This is a genomic window from Streptomyces sp. NPDC015532 (assembly GCF_043078065.1).
Taxonomy (GTDB): Bacteria; Actinomycetota; Actinomycetes; order Streptomycetales; family Streptomycetaceae; genus Streptomyces.
In genome coordinates, this window is record NZ_JBIBSY010000008.1 from 136,448 (window position 1) to 152,646 (window position 16,199).

Genomic DNA, 16,199 nt, shown 5'->3' on the forward strand with positions numbered 1-16,199 from the left:
TGACGCCGTTCACCGGCCGGGCTCCCGCTCAGGGGCGTTCCTCACCGGCAGGGGAACCCTCGACCGATTGGAGGCGAACATGACAGGACTGACGGACGCGGACCGAACACCGCCCCCGCCCCCGCCCTGCTCGGGCCCCGCGGTGTGGACGGGCCCGGAGCTCGCCGGCCCCGGGCATTGGCGGACCCGCCTGTCGGAGACCGCGCTCGCCGAGATCGACTCCGCCCTGCGCGAGACGCGCCGACGGGACCTCACCCTGCTGAGACTGACGGCCGCCGACTTCCCGCTCCCCGGCCTCGGCGCCGACCTGGCGCGCCTCTCCGGTGTCCTCGGACACGGACGCGGGTTCGCGGTGGTCCGCGGCGTCCCCGTCGAGCGGCTCGGCGAGACGGCCGCGCGCACCGTGTTCTGGGGGCTCGGCCGGCACCTGGGGCACCCCCTGCCGCAGAACGCCGACGGGCTCGTCCTCGGCCGTGTCCAGGACACCGGTCGCGGCCCGGGCGACCCCGCCGCACGCGGCCACGAGACCCCCGAGGCCCCGGCCTTCCACACCGACCCCACCGATCTCCTCGCCCTGCTGACGCTGCGCACGCCCGACGCCGGCGGGCGCGTCTCCCTGGTCAGCGCGGCCGCGGTCCACAACGCGGTGCTGGACCTGCGCCCCGACCTCGCCGGACGCCTCTACCGCACGTACCACTTCGACCGCCGTGAGGAGCACGCTCCCGGTGAACCGCCCTGCGCGGCCGCCCCGTTGGTCACCCGCCACGACGGCCCCTCGGGCGGGCTGAGCATGCGGTACGACCGGTCCTGTCTCGAATCCGCCCAGCGCTTCCCCCACGTACCCCGCCTGGAACCGGCCGACCGCCAACTCTTCGATCTCATCGACTCGTTGGCCGGCTCCCCCGAGTACCGGCTCGACCTCGACCTCCGGGCCGGCGACCTGCTCGTGCTCAACACCCACCGGGTGATGCACGCCCGTACGGTGTTCGAGGACCGACGGTCGCCCGAACACGAAAGCCACCTGCTGCGCCTCTGGCTGGCCTTCCCGCAGGGATCCGGCAGCCGGGACACCCACCACTGGGTCACGCTTCGTGATGTGATCCGACCGCGCGGCACCGCCGCGCCCCGCGCGACGAACGCAAGGAGATACCCGGCATGACCGACCTCGTCACCCTTCTGGCCGCCACCGTCGCGGCCCACGGCGAGAGGGTCGCCGTCCGTCACGACGACGACACGCTCACCTACGCCGAACTCGACGACGCCAGCGCGCGGGTGGCCGCGCTGCTGCGGGCACGCGGCGTGCTGCCGGGCGACCGTGTCGCGCTGACCATGCCCAACGTCCCGCTGTTCCCGGTCCTCTACTACGGAATCCTGCGGGCCGGCGGAGTCGTCGTCCCGATGAACCCGCTGCTCAAGGCCCGTGAGGTCGCCTTCACCCTGCGCGACTGCGGAGCGCGCGCCGCGCTGGTGTCCCCGCTGTTCGCCGACGAGGTGACCAAGGCCGCCGCGGAGACGGGCACCGACTGCCTCGTGACCGGTTCCGAGGACTTCGACACCCTGCTGCGCGGCCACGAACCCCTGCGCGAGACCCCGGACCGGTCCGACGACGATCCCGCCCTGATCCTCTACACCTCCGGAACCACCGGCACGCCCAAGGGCGCCGAACTGTCGCACCGCAACCTGGCGAGCAACACCCTCACCACGGCCGAGACCCTTCTCCAGGTCGGACCGGACGACGTGCTCTTCGGCGGCCTGCCCCTCTTCCACGCCTTCGGCCAGACCTGCGCGCTCAACGTGGCCGTCGCGACCGGAGCCACCCTGACCCTGCTGCCCCGGTTCGACCCGCGCGGCGCCCTGGAGGTCATCGCCCGGGACAAGGTCACCGTCTTCCTCGGTGTGCCGACGATGTACGCGGCGCTGCTGCACGCCGAACTCCCCGACGGCTTCGACGCCGGCCTGGTGCGCCTGGCCGTCTCGGGCGGGGCCGCGCTTCCGGTCGAGGTCCTGCACGGATTCGAGCGGCGCTTCGGCGCCGCCGTGCTGGAGGGGTACGGACTGTCCGAGACGTCACCCGTGGCCGCGTTCAACCACCCGGACCGTCCGCGCAAGGCGGGCTCGATCGGCATGCCCATCCGCGGGGTCGAGATGCGGCTCGTCGCCGAGGACGGCGGCACGGTCGCGCACGGAGAGGTGGGCGAGATCGCCATCCGCGGCGAGAACGTCATGACCGGGTACTGGAACCGGCCGGACGCCACCGCGGAGGCGGTCCGCGACGGGTGGTTCCACAGCGGTGACCTGGCCCGCGTCGACGAGGACGGTTTCTACTTCATCGTCGACCGCAAGAAGGACATGATCATCCGCGGCGGATACAACGTCTACCCTCGCGAGATCGAGGAGGTGCTGTACGAGCACCCCGCCGTCGCCGAGGCCGCCGTCGTGGGGATGCCGCACCCCCTGCACGGTGAGGAGATCGCGGCCGTGGTTACGCTGCGGCCCGGCGCCGAGGCGACGGCCGAGGAGATCCGCGCGCACGCCAAGGAGCGGGTCGCCGCGTACAAGTACCCCCGGGTCGTCACGATCGCGGCCGAACTGCCCAAGGGTCCCACGGGCAAGATCCTCAAGCGGGAGATCGTGGTCAGCGGCCCGTGAACCGGTGACGGCGGGAATCCGGGTGACGGTGGTGGCCCTTCCGCCGTCACCGGTCCCTCGGTCGCGGTCCGGCGAGGATCAGGCTCTCGACACGTTCGTACACCCCGCGTTCCCGGTCCGCCGCGCGGCGCCCGGACAGCATGCTGCCGAGCCAGCCGAACACGAAGCCCAGCGGAATGGACACCAGCCCCGTGGTGGTGAACGGGAACCAGTTGAAGTCGGCGGCGGGAAAGGCGGACGTCGGGGAGCCGGACACCAGTCTGGTGCCCGGCATCAGCACCAGGACGGCGAGGGTGCCGCCGATCAGCGTGCACAGCAGACCGGCGCGGGTGTAGCGGCGCCAGAAGAGGCTGTAGACCAGGGCCGGGGCGATCGCCGAGGCGCCCACGCAGAAGGACATCGTGGCCAGCGGCTGGAGACTCCGGTTCTGGACGAGGACCGCGAGGGCGATCACGGGCGCGCCGACGACCAGGGCCGAGCCGCGGGCGAAGGCCGTCTCGCGCTGGGGCGACAGGGCGGTGCGGCGGCCCGCGAAGACGTCGTGGGCGAGCGAGTTGGCGCAGGCCAGGGTCATGCCGGCGACCGAGGCGAGCAGGGTGAGGAAGATCGCCGTGGTCACCGTGGTGAACAGGAGGGTCTCCGCCCGGGACACCACGGGGCCGAACGCGGCACGGGAGCCCAGCAGATAGGCGGTGTGCCCGCGCGGGTCGGCGGCGGTGACACCGGCCCGGCCGATCATGGCCGTCGCGCCGATGGCGACGACGCCCGCCATCAGCATGAACAAGGCCACCGACGACACCGCCCAGGACATCGAACGCCGCACCTGTCGGGCGCTGTTCGCGGTGAACATCCGCATGGTCACATGCGGGAGGCAGGCACCGCCCAGCACGATGGCGAACTGCGTACTGATCATGTCGAGCCGGGGGTGCGGGCCACCGGCGAACTGGAGTCCGCCGTGCAGGAACGCGTCCGGTGAGCCGCTGCGCCGCGCGGCCGCGATGAACAACGCCCCGGGGTCCCAATGGAATTGATCGAGGATCAGCAGCGAGACGACGACTCCGGAGCCGAGGAGCACGACCATCTTCAGAAGTTGGATCAACGCGGTGCCCCGCATGCCGCCGATGGCGGCGTACGTGATCATCAGGGTGCCGACTCCGACGATGCAGCCCGTCTTCATGGAGCTGTCCGTGAAGCCGAGGATGTACGCCAGGAGCTGTCCCGTGCTGGCGAGTTGGACGAGCATCATCGGCACGAGAGCGGCGATCGTGACGGCGCACCCCGTGATCCGTACGGTGCGGCCGGGCATCCTGCGGGCCAGGACGTCGCCCATGGTGAACTTCCCCGTGTTCCGCAGGGGTTCGGCCAGCAGGAACATCAGCACCAGCAGGGAGAGCAGCGTGCTGAGAGCGAGGACGACGCCGTCGAAACCGCACAGGGCGATCACACCGCCGATGGTCAGCACGGTCGCGGCGGAGATGTAGTCGCCGGCGATGGCGAGTCCGTTGCGCAGCGGGGAGAGCGAGCGGTAGCCGGTGTAGAACTCGGCGAGATCGTCGCTGTCGGGGCCGGTCAGAACGCACAGCAGCAGAGTGACGGTGACGGCGACGGAGAAGGCGACGAGGGACCAGGACTGCGTGGAGCCGGCGAAGTCGCTCACCGCCTCCGCTCCCGCTCGGCCTCGGCCCATGGAACGCTCCGGTTCACGCGGTGCGCGAGAGGATCGACGTAGCGGCGGGCGGTGCGTTCGTAGACGAGCACGGCGAGCCAGGTGGCGGGGATCTGGGAGACGGCGATGACCAGGCCGGCCGAGAGACCACCGGTGACGGGACGGTTCATCAGGCCGGGGCAGCCGGCGGTCAGGCCGAGGAAGAGGGAGAAGCAGCCGAGCACCGCGAAGGTGGTCACGCGCCGCTGGCGGCGGTAGGCGCGCCGCAGGATGCGCAGATCGCGGTGATGCCCGGTCCAGGTGCGGGGTGATGCCCCGCCGCGTAAGGGTTCCGCCGCGGCGGGGTCCGGGACGTGCTGGGCGAAGGAGTTCTGGTGTCCCCGCGGCGGTCGCGCGGGCTGTGGGGAGGAGCTGTCGTACGACATGCCGGTCTCCAGACGGGGTGCGGGCCCGGCGTGCATGGACCGCGGGACGGTGGGGGAACGGCTCGGGTCCTCGCACGCTATGCGGCCCGTCGGCCCGTGCGAAGGGCTTTCCTTCAACTACCTGGTCGGAACGTGTCCACGCCGCTGACCTCCTCTGTTGTGGGAGAAACCGCTGTTGCGCCCGGGTTCGGAGTGAGGACTGTGGTCGGGGTGGTGCGGACGTCCGGCGTGGGTCCCGCGAGCGGGCGGAGGGCGGCTCCGTACGGCCTCAGGGGGAGTCGCTCAGTTCGTTCAGCGGGGTTCCGTGCGCCCAGCGCCGCAGGCACGGACCGTCGATCAGGCGGACACCGCCCTGGCGTCGCGCCCACTGGACGTCACGCCGGGTGAAGGCCCCGCGGTGGACCACGAGACGAAGCGGGGGACCGGGGCCGTCCGGACGCCGCGAACGCGAGGGCGTGTCCTCGTCGGGCAGCGGCTCGGCCACGGGCCGGAAGGCGACCTCCAGACGGTGCCCCCGGCCGTCCCGCGCGCGGACCCGGACGCGGGCCTCGCTCCTGCGCTGCGGGAGGACCCGCCAGCCGTCCCGGCGCAGCATCCGGGAGACGGCCAGGGCCAGACCCTGGGTGTCCAGCTCCGCGAGTTCCTCGGGTGTGTAGAAGCCGAGGCGGCGGCGGGCCAGTGGCCGGTGCCGCCGTACCACGGCGGGGGTGAAGACGGCCAGGACGGCCAGGACGCCGATCGGCACGCCGATGCCGGCCACCCGGTAACCGACGGCGACGCCGGCGACGACCGCGCAGAGGATGACGACGACCGCCGCGAGAGCGGGCAGCACGTCACGAAGTGCGGGCCCGTAAGCCCCTTCCGCACGCAGCAGGCGGACGGCTCGGCGCCGCTGCGCGCTTGCTGACAGGCGTCTTCCCGGTGTCCGCCCCCTCGAACTCACTCGGGCCAGCTCCCCCCAACCCTCGCGCGCTTCGGCGTGTCCGGGGAGGGCTACCCCTCACGGGCGGGCCGGTCCCCCGCAGTACGGGTTCCGGCCACGAATCCGGCTGAACTCTTTCGAGGCGCCGCGACGCGTGGGGCTCGATCGGCTCCGGGGACCGCGGGGTCCGGTGCGGCGGTCCGCCCGGGGGCGGCGGGTGATGAACCCGCCGCCCCCGCCGGCACGGGTCCGCGAGAGGGACCCGGGACCGGCTGCCGGACCGCTCAGACGGTGCCGCTGTCGGAGATGACGATCTTCTTGGAGGTGGCGCCGTTGCCGCTGCCGAGCTTCTCGATCGCGTCCACGACGTCCATGCCGTTGACGACCTCACCGAAGACGACGTGCTTGCCGTCCAGCCAGTCGGTGACGATGGTGGTGATGAAGAACTGCGAGCCGTTGGTGTTCGGGCCCGCGTTGGCCATGGACAGCAGACCCGGCTTGGTGTGCTTCAGCTTGAAGTTCTCGTCGGCGAACTTCTCGCCGTAGATGCTCTTGCCGCCCGTGCCGTTCTGCCGCGTGAAGTCGCCGCCCTGGAGCATGAAGCCCGGGATGACCCGATGGAACGGCGAGTCCTTGTAACCGAAACCGTGTTCGCCGGTCGCGAGCTCACGGAAGTTCTGCGCGGTCTTCGGGACGACGTCGTCGTAGAGCTTGAACTCGATGCGGCCCAGCGGCTCGCCGTTTGCGGTGACCTCGAAGTAGACGTTCTTGCTCATTGCTCTGCTCCTCATGGATGCGAATGCTCGCCCCCGAGCATAGAGAAGCTGAGACGGTGGGTGCGTGACCGGGGGTGATCATTCGGCGTGTGCCCCGCCCGCGTGCGGGGGCGGGCCGCCGGTGACCCGGAGCCCGGAAATATGGGGACACCGCGGTCCCGGGCCGGGCGCCCGGGTTCGCGAGCGCGCGGGAGAGGCCCCGGGAGGCGGGTCCGGTCCCCGAGACGACACGGTCAGGCGCCGTACGGAGGACCCGCCGGGTCAGGCGCCGAACGGAGGACCCGCCGGCCACCCGGTGCGACCGGCGCGCCCGTCTACTCCACCTTCGCCCAGTCGAGCGTCCGCTCCACCGCCCTCTTCCAGTCCGCGTACCCCTGTTGGCGCCGGTCCTCCGACCATTGGGGCTCCCAGCGCCTGGACTCCTGCCAGTGGGTGCGCAGTTCGTCGGTGTCCCGCCAGAAGCCGGTGGCCAGACCGGCCGCGTACGAGGCGCCGAGCGCGGTGGTCTCGGCGACGACGGGACGGCTCACGGGCACGCCGAGGACGTCGGCCTGGATCTGCATGCACAGGTCGTTGGCGGTCACACCGCCGTCGACCTTGAGCACGTCGAGGTGGACTCCGGAATCCTGCTCCATCGCCTCGACGACATCGCGGCTCTGGTAGCAGATCGCCTCCAGTGTCGCGCGGGCCAGGTGGGCGTTGCTGTTGTACCGGGCGAGTCCGACGATCGCGCCGCGGGCGTCGGAACGCCAGTACGGGGCGAACAGGCCGGAGAACGCCGGGACGAAGTACATCCCGCCGTTGTCCTCCACCGTGCGGGCCAGCGTCTCGCTCCCGGCCGCGTCCGTGATGATCTTCATCTGGTCGCGCAGCCACTGCACCGCGGATCCGGTGACCGCGATGGAACCCTCCAGCGCGTAGACGGCGGGCTCGCCGCCGAACCGGTAGGCGACGGTGGTCAGCAGGCCGTGCTGTGAACGGACCAGTTCCGTGCCGGTGTTGAGGACCAGGAAGTTGCCGGTGCCGTACGTGTTCTTGGCCTCGCCGGGCGCGTAGCAGACCTGCCCGACGGTGGCCGCCTGCTGGTCGCCGAGCACCCCGGTGATGGGAACGGCGGCGCGCAGTGGCCTGGAGGTGCGTGCCGTGCCGTACGCCTCGGGGTCGGACGAGGAGTTGATGCTGGGCAGCATGGCCCTCGGCACCCCGAAGAAGCCCAGCAGCTCGTCGTCCCAGTCGAGGGTCTCGAGGTCCATGAGCATGGTGCGGCTGGCGTTGGTCACGTCGGTGGCGTGGATACCGCCGTCGGGACCGCCGGTCAGGTTCCACAGGACCCAGGCGTCGGTGTTGCCGAACAGGGCGTGCCCCTGCTCCGCCGCTTCCCGGACCCCGTCGACGTTCTCCAGGATCCACTGGATCTTGCCGCCGGAGAAGTAGGTCGCCGGCGGCAGCCCCGCCTTGCGGCGGATGACGTCGCCCCGGCCGGAACGCTCCAGGGCCGCGGCGATGGAATCGGTCCGGGTGTCCTGCCAGACGATGGCGTTGTAGTAGGGACGGCCGTTGCGCGGGTCCCACACGACGGTGGTCTCCCGCTGGTTGGTGATGCCGATGGCCGCCAGGTCCCCGGCGGTCAGGTTCTTGTGCCGCAGGGCGTTCTGGATCACCGAGTTGGTGCGTTCCCAGATCTCCACCGGGTCGTGCTCGACCCACCCGGAGCGCGGAAGGATCTGGGCGTGTTCCAGTTGGTGCTTCGCCACCTCGTTGCCGGCGTGGTCGAAGATCATGAATCGGGTGCTGGTGGTGCCCTGGTCCACCGCGCCCACGAAGTCAGCCATGGGATGCCGCCTCTGCCGGGGGTGTCAGGCCTTGGGAACCGGGATGCGTCCCGGCGGTTCGGGCTCCGCCGTCGGCAGGAACCTGCCGATGAAGAGCTTGTAGATGCCGGCGCCGAGCACACCGCCGATCAGCGGACCGAGGATCGGCACCCAGAAGTAGAAGTTGCCGTACTGATCTCGCCAGGCCCCTCCGTAGCCCGTGAGGAAGCTGGCCAGGCGCGGACCGAAGTCACGTGCCGGGTTGATCGCGTAGCCCGCGAGGGTTCCCCACGCCATGCCGATGCCCACGACGAGCAGACCGATGACGAACGGGCCCAGGTTCGCGCCGGGCGGGGTGTTGAGCAGGTCCGTGACCGCGAAGATCACCAGGAGCAGGATGGCGGTTCCGATGATCTGGTCGCGGAACGCGCCCCATTCGTGGACCGGCAGGTTCGGGTTGCCGTTGGCGGGCAGTGTGGAGAACACGCCCTGGGTCTTGATGGTGTGGCCGGGGTCGGCCTTGGCCAGGGCCTCCGTGTAGTTCCAGCGCACGATCAGCGCGGCCACGAAGGCGCCGACGGTCTGCGCCACCACGTAGGGCGCGACCTTGCGCCACGGGAATCCCTTGAACGTGGCGAGGGCGACGGTCACCGCGGGGTTGAGATGGGCGCCGCTCAGCCGTGCCGCGACGTAGACACCCATGGTGACGCCGATGCCCCAGGCCCACGCGATGCTGTCGTGGTTCCCCAGACCGCCCGGCGGCGTCGTGAGCGCGCCGCCGGCGACCACTTGGGCCACCACGCCGCACCCGAACAGGATGAGAATCATGGTGCCGAGGAACTCACCGGACAACTCGCCGATCAGCCCCGACCTTTTGAACCGCTCAGTCATGGAAGCCCGCTTCCCGCCGGTCCGGAACCGGCTGTTGACCGCCGCCCGAGCCCCCTCACCACAGCATAGGATGATCAACAGCTAATTGCATCAAAAGTGAACTATCCCGTTTTGCTGCGTCATATCGGTTTACCGATGGATTGAATCCGGCCTGGAGTGACGGGTGCCGCGGTCGCCTGCCCGACCCGCCGACGCGTCAGGCGGGCACCGTGACGATGCCGAGCGGATCGCTCGTCGGCTGCCGCGATCCGCCCGCCGGCTCGGCCGTGATGCCTACGGCGCTGACGTCGTCCAGGGAGCCGAGCAGCAGTCGGGCGTGCCCGCCGCCGGAGCCGGGAAGCAGGCCCGCCGGGCGCAGACCACCGGACTTCGCGGCGTACCAGAGTTCGTAGACCTGATCGTTCCCGAGGCGGGGCAGGTCCGAGGCGATGAAGGCCGCCCGGCCCTGGGAACGGGACGCGACGACGCCGATGTCGGCCCCATTGCCCAGTCTCTGCGTGCTGATCGTGGCGTCCCGGGCCGTCAGGAGGTCGGTGAGGGCGGAGGCCTGTTCCTTCCTGACGGTGACCTCGCCGCGTGCCTCGTCCGCCTCGGTGTGCTGCCAGACGGCGACACCGCCGAGCGCGGCGGCGAGAGCCAGGCACGCCGCCAGGGCCGCCCGCAGGGCCCGCCGGCGCACCGGAACGGGGTGCGGAAGGTGCTCCTGGCGTGTTCGGGCGATCTGTTCGAGGACGTGCCGGCGCAGTTCGGGGGACGGGGTCGCGTCCTGGTCCGAGGCCAGTCGCAGCGTGACCTCCGACAGTTCGGCCACTTCCTCGCGGCACGCGGCGCAGCCGGCGAGATGGTTCTCGAAGGAGGCCTCCTCGGCCGCCGGCAGGGCGTGCAGGACGTACGCGCCGACGAACTCGTGGGGGTCCTCGGCGGCCGTCATCGGCCGGCCTCCAGACATCTGCGGAGCAGGCGCAGCCCAGTGCGCATCCTGGACTTCACGGTGCCCGCCGGGGTGGCCAGACAGGCCGCCACCTCCAGATAGGTCATGCCCTGGTAGTAGGCGAGCACCAGCGGTACGCGCTGATGCCGTTCCAGGTCGGCGAGACAGCGCTGCACGCGATCGCGCTCCTCGTGCCGCTCCACGGCTTCGGCCACCTCGTCGAAGGGGCGGTCCTCCGCGAGCAGGGCGCTGCGCCGCTCCCGCGCCGTACTGGCCTGGACGTGCCGGACCCGGTCGACGGCCCGCCGGTGCGCGAGGGTCAGCACCCATCCGCGGGCGGTGCCGAGGTCCGGGCGATACCGGTCCGCGGTCCGCCAGATCTCCACCATCACGTCCTGGGTCACCTCCTCGGCCTGTGCCTCGTCCCGCAGTACGCGGCAGACCAGGCCCTTGACCGGCCGGGCGAGGGTGTCGTACACGTCGGCGAACGCGTCCTGGTCGCCTTGTGCGGCGCGCTCCAGCCGGGCGTCCAGCCACGCGTCCGCCGATGGGTGCCGTCGCGAACCGTGTCCGTCCCGGCCGGTCTTGGCATCGCTCACAGAATCCGTCCGTTGCTTCCTTCTCGCCCGGCCCGTCCGGCTCGACTCTCCGTGGTGGCGGTCCCCTTCGCAGCGCGAGGGGGGCCGTTCGCCGACGGGCGGCGCGCGGGGCGTGGCGTCGGGGACCGGCGTCGGCCACGCGGTCGGCGGGGTGGCGTTCGGCAGGTGCGCGGTCGGTCGCCGGTGCGGCCGGCGACCGGTCCCGTGGACGGGAGGGCTCTCGTCACCGTTTATTCGTCGCCACCCGGCCCGCGGATGAGCCGAGGCGCCGACGTGTTTCCGGTGCCGGGCCGGGGCCGGTCACCGCCGGAACCGCCCCGTTCACCCCCTCCCGAAAACTCGTACCAAAAACTTACACAGGTCTATCCTCATACATACCTTTTGTTGCTCCGAATGCCCTATGTCCCGCGCATCGAGGGCCTGGAAACGCACCGTCAGCTTCGGCGTGAACTTCCCGGACAGCGGCCCCCGTGGCGCACGTCCATCACATTGCGAGGGAGGTGAGTCCGATGACCACACGCATCAGCCCCCGGCGGCTGCTCGCCGGCGCGGCCGCGACCGGCCTGCTGGCCGGAGGGGCCGCTCTGGGCATGTCCGGTACCGCCGCGGCGGCCCCGGCCCCGACGTCCGCGCCTTCGGTGGCGGCAGCCGACCACCACGGTCACCACGACCGCTGCGAGTGGAAGAAGGGCCACTGGGAGAAGAAGTGGGTGCCCGGACACTGGGTCAAGAAGTGGGTCCACCAGGACACCTGGCACCACGGCCACCACGCCCACGGCTGGGTGAAGCAGTGGGTCTACGTTCCCGGTCACTGGGACCACGTGTGGGTCAAGGCCCACTGGGACTGCCACCACCACGGCCACTGAGCGTTCCGGCCGAGGCCTGAGGACCGGGTGCGGTGACCCCGCCCCGGTCCGTCCCCCGGGAAACGCGGTGGAACAGGGCCGATCCCGTTGGTTAGGCTCGTCCGATGACCACACGCACTTTCCGTATCACCGTTCGCGGAGTCTTCGACGGGCTCGACGCCGACCAGCGTGCCGAACTTCTGGCCCACGCGCCGGAGCACGACGTCCTGCGGGCGGCCTTCACGTCCGAGGGGCACCTCAGCTACGACGTGGCCGCCCGGCCGGCCTTCACGTTCCGCTTCCTGGACTCGGGTGAGGCGGAGGAGGACATCCTGGAGGCCGCCGAACGGGCCGAGGCAGCCGCCACGGCCTGGCTCACCGAGCGCGGCTACGGCTTCAAGCGGCTCAAGTCCCAGGCCGAGGATCTCTCCCAGGCGCCCCTCGGCAAACGGCAGCGGCGGACCATCGCGCAGAACACCCCCTGATCCCCGTACGTCAAGGGGAGCTGACGCTCCCCATATGCTTGAGTAGTCAAGGAGGCATCAATGAGTGGAGGGCTGGACGCGGCACTGCGTCTGGTGCGGGCGCAGGCCACCCTGGTGAAGCGGTTCGACGCGAGCCTCGGCGGACTGCACGGAGTGAGCCTGGCCGACTTCACGCTGCTGCTGCGTCTGTCCGAGGCCCCGGGACACCGCATGCGCCGGGTGGACCTGGCGGAGGCGCTGGGGCTGACCGCCTCCGGTGTCACCCGGGGGCTCGTCCCGCTGGAGCGCATCGGCCTGGTCAGACGGGACCCGGACGCCCGTGACGCGCGGGTCGCCTACGCGGCTTTGACGGAGACAGGCCGGGAACGTCTGGCGGAGATGCTCGTCACGGCGGAACGGGTCGCCGAAGAGGTCTTCGCCGAGCCGGCGTGGACCGAGGAGGAGACGACGCGGCTCGCCGGTCTCCTCTGCCGCCTCGGCGGTACCGGGTTCGCCGGCCGCCCGCCCGGCGGCTCCTGAGGGCTGTCGCCCACGGTCTCGGGCGAGGCGAGCGGCCGGACGCTCCGCCCGAGAGCGGCGTCCGCCCGAGACCGGCGTCCGCCCGAGACCGGCGTCCGCCCGAGAGCGGCGTCCGCCCGAGAGCGGCGTCCGCCCGAGAGCGGCGTCCGCCCGAGAGCGGCGTCCGCCCGAGAGCGGCGTCCGCCCGAGACCGGCGTCCCTCCCGTGACCGGCGTCTCTCCCGAGACCGCCGTTCCGCGCTCGGCCCGGGATCATCGACGGTCCCGGGAATCGACGGAACCGTGGCCTGGGCGGCGAGGAAGCGGCGCCCCGGGGTGCCCGGCCTCGTCCCTCGGCCGGGCGTCCGGCCTCGTTCTTCGCGCCCTCGGCTCGCGTACCTCCGGGCCTCACGGCAACGGCGGTCCCGAGGCCCGGGAGGGCGGGATGATGTCCACCGGATCCGGTGACGCCTTGCCTGCGCCGTGACCTCGGCGCACGCTGGGGGCATGGGAGCTCGCGACGGGCCCACGCTCATCACCTCCGTTCAGCGGGCCTTCCGCCTGCTGGAAGCGGTGAGCGCGCACGAGAACGGCGCGCCCGCCAAACAGCTGGCGCGCGAGGCCGAGCTGCCGCTGGCCACCGCCTATCACCTGCTCCGGACCCTCGTCCACGACGGTTACATCCGCAAACTCGACGACGGCGGATTCATCCTGGGCGACAAGATGCAGACGCTGCGGACGCAGAGCCGGGGGCAGGCGCTGCTCAGCCGCGTCCGTCCCACGCTCGCCGCCCTGCGCGACGAGCTCGCCTCGGCCGCCTACCTCACCTTCTACGAGGACGGTGAGATCAGGGTCGCCGAGATCGTCGACGGGCCCCGGGCGCCCCGGGTCGACCTGTGGGTCGGCTTCGAGGACGCCGGGCACGCCACCGCGCTGGGCAAGTCCGTACTGCGGGAGCTGGACGAGGAGTCCCGCAACGACTACCTCGCCCGGCACACCCTCGCCGACCTCACCCCGCGGACCATCACCACACGGCGGGAGCTGCTGCGCCACCTCGCCTCGTCACCGGTGGCCCCGGCCGTCACGGACCTGGAGGAGTACGCTCTCGGTACCGTCTGCGTGGCCGTACCCGTCTACAGCGGGGACACGCTCGGCTCGCTCGGCGTCTCACTCCCCGTCGAGCGGCTGTCCCGGCTCGACGAAGTCCTGACGCGACTGATCCCGACCGCGAACCGGGTGACCAGGGGCCTGTCACTCACTATTTGAAATCTCCGTGCTTGCGGGTCACGCCTCGAACGTCTTTCCTGGATCAACCGGACATTCAGGGATGAACCCAGGTGAGGACTGCGGACGAACATGAGTCAGGCCCGAGAGCACGGTAGCGAGCCCCGACCCAAGTGGACGTTCAGGAACCGAGGGAGCGGTTCCGGCGCGGCGGCCCGCAAGCGCGCCGCCCATCTCGCCTTCGGCACCCCGGTGCTGCCTTTACTGGTCGTCAGCGCCATCGTGCTCGTCGACCTGGCCGGGGGAGCGGGGATGATCTGGCTGCCGCTGCTGGCCGCGGGACCCGCGCTGGCCGCCACCACCAGCCGGCCGCTCGGAGTGCTGTGCGTCGGCCTGCTGGCCGCGGCGCTGAGCGCGGTGCTCGGCACCCGGGACGGCGTTCCGGGTGCCGAGCTCATGGCCGTCCTGTCCGCCCTGGCGGCCGTCACCCTGGCGAGCGCCCTGGCCAGCGCGCTGCGCTGGCGCCGGGAGCGGGTCCTCGCGGCCGTCCGCTCCGTCGCGGAGGCCGCCCAGCACGCTGTGCTCGCACCCATACCGTCGAGCGTCGGACCGTTCCAGGTGGCCGTCCGCTACAGCGCCGCCGCGGCGGAGGCCCGGATCGGCGGGGACCTCTACGCGCTGGTGCCGACGCCGTACGGGGTCCGCATGATCATCGGCGATGTCCGGGGCAAGGGACTGCCGGCCGTGGGCACGGCCGCGCTCGTCCTCGGCGTCTTCCGTGAGGCGGCCTACGACGAACCCGATCTCCTCACCGTCGTCACCCGGATCGAGCGGAGTCTGGCGCGCAACCTGGGCTACGACGACTTCGTGACCGCCGTGGTCGCCGGGTACCCGGAACCGGGCCGGCTGGAGGTCGTCAACTGCGGACACGCGCCCCCGCTGCACGTCCGCGCGTCCGGGAGCGTCGCCTCGGTCGACCCCGTCAACCCCGCCCCGCCGCTCGGGCTGCGCGCCCTGACGGGGGAGACCCCGAGCCTCCAGGTGCTGCCCCTCGCCGACGGCGACCAGCTCCTGCTGTACACCGACGGGGTCACCGAGGCCCGCGACCACGGCCGCGAGTTCTACGCCCTCGCGGAAGGGCTGGCACGGCACGTGTCCGACGAGCCGGCCTCCACGCTCGCCGCGCTCGACGCCGAGCTCCAGGCCCATGTGGGCGGCCGGCTGCACGACGACGCGGCCCTGCTGCTGCTCCGCATGCCGGCCTCCGCCGAGCCGGCACCCGCGGTCGCCGCGGGCGGCGGCTCCGTCACCGTCCCGTACCCGCCCCGGCCGCCCGCGGCGGGTGTGGGCTGCGCCAGGAGCGCGAAGTAGGCCGTCCCGGCGAGGGCGGCGCCTTCACCTCGAATGCGCTCCGGCGTGCGAGGGGGGCGCACTCCCCGCACCGCTCAGTGCCGGGCGAACTGGAGCCCGGTCGTCCGCGCGGTGCCGGGGCGCAGCGCGACGCCGTCGACGGTCAGGCGTTCACCGTAGATGTCGGTGATCCTGATCGTGCCCCCGCACCCGCCGCCGTCCTCGGCGAGGAAGTAGTTGTAGTCGGTGCGAGGCAGCCGTCGCCATCCACCGCCGACGCGCAGTTCCAGCCGGGCCACCGGATTGCGGTGGCCGATCACCTGGAGCGCGCACCAATAGCGGCTGGACCCGGTCTTGTAGCGGAGCGAGAGCGTGCCGGAACCGCCGGGGCTCAGCAGCTTCCATGTGATCGGGATCCGGCCGGCCGCCGGGTTCGCGAGCCGGGCGAACGCCTGGGCGCTGAGGTCGAGCTGCCCGGGAGCGCAGCCCGCCGGGCATTCGTTGGTGATCCGGACCGTGACGGTCGCGCCGCCGGCCGCGCGCACGAGTACGTAGGCCCCGCACGCCTTGGACGTCTCGTAGTCCGTGTGGTTCATCGCCGCCGTCATCAGATCGTCGCTCGGACCGTAGGAGCAGGCGCCGTCGCCGGTCCCGGCGTCGTACGTGGTCGCCACTCCGCGGTAGCCGACTCCCGGGCGGATCCGTCCCGCGAGCGAGGCCGTCGTCGCCGTGGTCCCGGAGGCGTCCGGGGCGGACGGCCGCGCCGACGCGGTGGAGGGGCGGGCCGTCGCGGTCGGGGAGTCGGCCGAGCCGGGCGACCGGGTCACCGTGGGGGACGCCGATCCGGGCGCGGACTCCCGGACGGGAGCCGCGGACCCGCGGGGACCGGCGGCGGCCGAGGCCGCCGTGTCCGCCGTATCGGCCCGGTGGCCGGGCCGGAACGCCACGGCCAGACAGATGAGAGCACCGACCGTGACCAGCGCGACCGGGGTGAGGGCCCACAGCGTCCGCCGACGACCGTGCCGTCGCGCGGCCTGCCTCGTTTCCTTCATGCGCATCCGTTCGGAGGATCGAGCCGGTGATGTGTCCGTCAGTCGCCGCCGGAGGCGAAAAGGTTGCCGCCCCTTC

General features: G+C 72.0%; 16 protein-coding genes. 7 read left to right on the forward strand and 9 right to left on the reverse strand.

The window, feature by feature from the left end:
• Positions 1–79 precede the first annotated feature (79 nt).
• A complete protein-coding gene (locus tag ACF07B_RS24145) occupies positions 80–1,159 on the forward strand; it encodes a TauD/TfdA family dioxygenase (RefSeq protein ID WP_392180450.1) in 1,080 nt (359 codons plus the stop codon).
• On the forward strand, positions 1,156–2,649 hold the full coding sequence (locus ACF07B_RS24150; RefSeq protein WP_392180451.1) for a long-chain fatty acid--CoA ligase: 1,494 nt from the start codon (positions 1,156–1,158) through the stop codon (positions 2,647–2,649). Before ACF07B_RS24145 ends, ACF07B_RS24150 begins: the two co-directional genes overlap by 4 nt.
• Positions 2,650–2,695: 46 nt before the next feature.
• Here ACF07B_RS24150 and ACF07B_RS24155 read toward each other — a convergent pair whose 3' ends face one another.
• The 8 genes from ACF07B_RS24155 to sigK all read right to left on the reverse strand — a co-directional run bounded on the left by ACF07B_RS24155 (position 2,696) and on the right by sigK (position 10,670).
• Positions 2,696–4,306, reverse strand: coding sequence for a cation acetate symporter (locus tag ACF07B_RS24155; RefSeq protein ID WP_392180452.1), 1,611 nt, complete (start codon positions 4,304–4,306; stop codon positions 2,696–2,698).
• The gene (locus ACF07B_RS24160; RefSeq protein WP_392180453.1) at positions 4,303–4,776 is read right to left on the reverse strand and encodes a DUF485 domain-containing protein; all 474 of its coding nucleotides are present in this window, start codon (positions 4,774–4,776) and stop codon (positions 4,303–4,305) included. Before ACF07B_RS24160 ends, ACF07B_RS24155 begins: the two co-directional genes overlap by 4 nt.
• Before the next feature lie 232 nt (positions 4,777–5,008).
• Entirely contained in the window at positions 5,009–5,572 is a 564-nt protein-coding gene (locus ACF07B_RS24165; protein ID WP_392180454.1) for a hypothetical protein, read from the reverse strand.
• Positions 5,573–5,946: 374 nt separating this feature from the next.
• Positions 5,947–6,438: a peptidylprolyl isomerase gene (locus ACF07B_RS24170; RefSeq protein WP_392180455.1), complete on the reverse strand. Its 492-nt coding sequence runs from the start codon at positions 6,436–6,438 to the stop codon at positions 5,947–5,949.
• Positions 6,439–6,752: 314 nt separating this feature from the next.
• A complete protein-coding gene (glpK, locus tag ACF07B_RS24175) occupies positions 6,753–8,270 on the reverse strand; it encodes a glycerol kinase GlpK (protein ID WP_392180456.1) in 1,518 nt (505 codons plus the stop codon).
• A 24-nt stretch (positions 8,271–8,294) separates the two neighbouring features.
• Positions 8,295–9,140 carry an MIP/aquaporin family protein gene (locus ACF07B_RS24180; protein WP_392180457.1) on the reverse strand — a complete coding sequence of 282 codons (846 nt, stop codon included), beginning with the start codon at positions 9,138–9,140 and terminating at the stop codon, positions 8,295–8,297.
• A 196-nt stretch (positions 9,141–9,336) separates the two neighbouring features.
• Positions 9,337–10,071: an anti-sigma factor domain-containing protein gene (locus tag ACF07B_RS24185; protein ID WP_392180458.1), complete on the reverse strand. Its 735-nt coding sequence runs from the start codon at positions 10,069–10,071 to the stop codon at positions 9,337–9,339.
• Complete coding sequence (gene sigK, locus ACF07B_RS24190; protein ID WP_384242736.1) at positions 10,068–10,670, reverse strand: ECF RNA polymerase sigma factor SigK; 603 nt, start codon at positions 10,668–10,670, stop codon at positions 10,068–10,070. Before sigK ends, ACF07B_RS24185 begins: the two co-directional genes overlap by 4 nt.
• Before the next feature lie 509 nt (positions 10,671–11,179).
• On the opposite strand from sigK, the gene ACF07B_RS24195 reads away from it, so the two are divergent.
• The 5 genes from ACF07B_RS24195 to ACF07B_RS24215 all read left to right on the forward strand — a co-directional run bounded on the left by ACF07B_RS24195 (position 11,180) and on the right by ACF07B_RS24215 (position 15,092).
• Positions 11,180–11,536, forward strand: a complete 357-nt coding sequence (locus tag ACF07B_RS24195; protein WP_362390815.1) for a hypothetical protein — start codon at positions 11,180–11,182, stop codon at positions 11,534–11,536.
• A gap of 104 nt (positions 11,537–11,640) precedes the next feature.
• Entirely contained in the window at positions 11,641–12,000 is a 360-nt protein-coding gene (locus ACF07B_RS24200; protein ID WP_369484576.1) for a DUF6204 family protein, read from the forward strand.
• Between the two features lie 60 nt (positions 12,001–12,060).
• A complete protein-coding gene (locus ACF07B_RS24205; protein ID WP_392180459.1) occupies positions 12,061–12,519 on the forward strand; it encodes a MarR family winged helix-turn-helix transcriptional regulator in 459 nt (152 codons plus the stop codon).
• 485 nt (positions 12,520–13,004) lie between these two features.
• Positions 13,005–13,763, forward strand: coding sequence for an IclR family transcriptional regulator (locus ACF07B_RS24210; protein WP_392180460.1), 759 nt, complete (start codon positions 13,005–13,007; stop codon positions 13,761–13,763).
• A 90-nt stretch (positions 13,764–13,853) separates the two neighbouring features.
• A complete protein-coding gene (locus ACF07B_RS24215) occupies positions 13,854–15,092 on the forward strand; it encodes a PP2C family protein-serine/threonine phosphatase (RefSeq protein WP_392180461.1) in 1,239 nt (412 codons plus the stop codon).
• A gap of 74 nt (positions 15,093–15,166) precedes the next feature.
• On the opposite strand, the gene ACF07B_RS24220 is transcribed toward ACF07B_RS24215, so the two are convergent.
• Positions 15,167–16,123, reverse strand: coding sequence for an expansin EXLX1 family cellulose-binding protein (locus ACF07B_RS24220; RefSeq protein WP_392180462.1), 957 nt, complete (start codon positions 16,121–16,123; stop codon positions 15,167–15,169).
• Positions 16,124–16,199 lie beyond the last annotated feature (76 nt).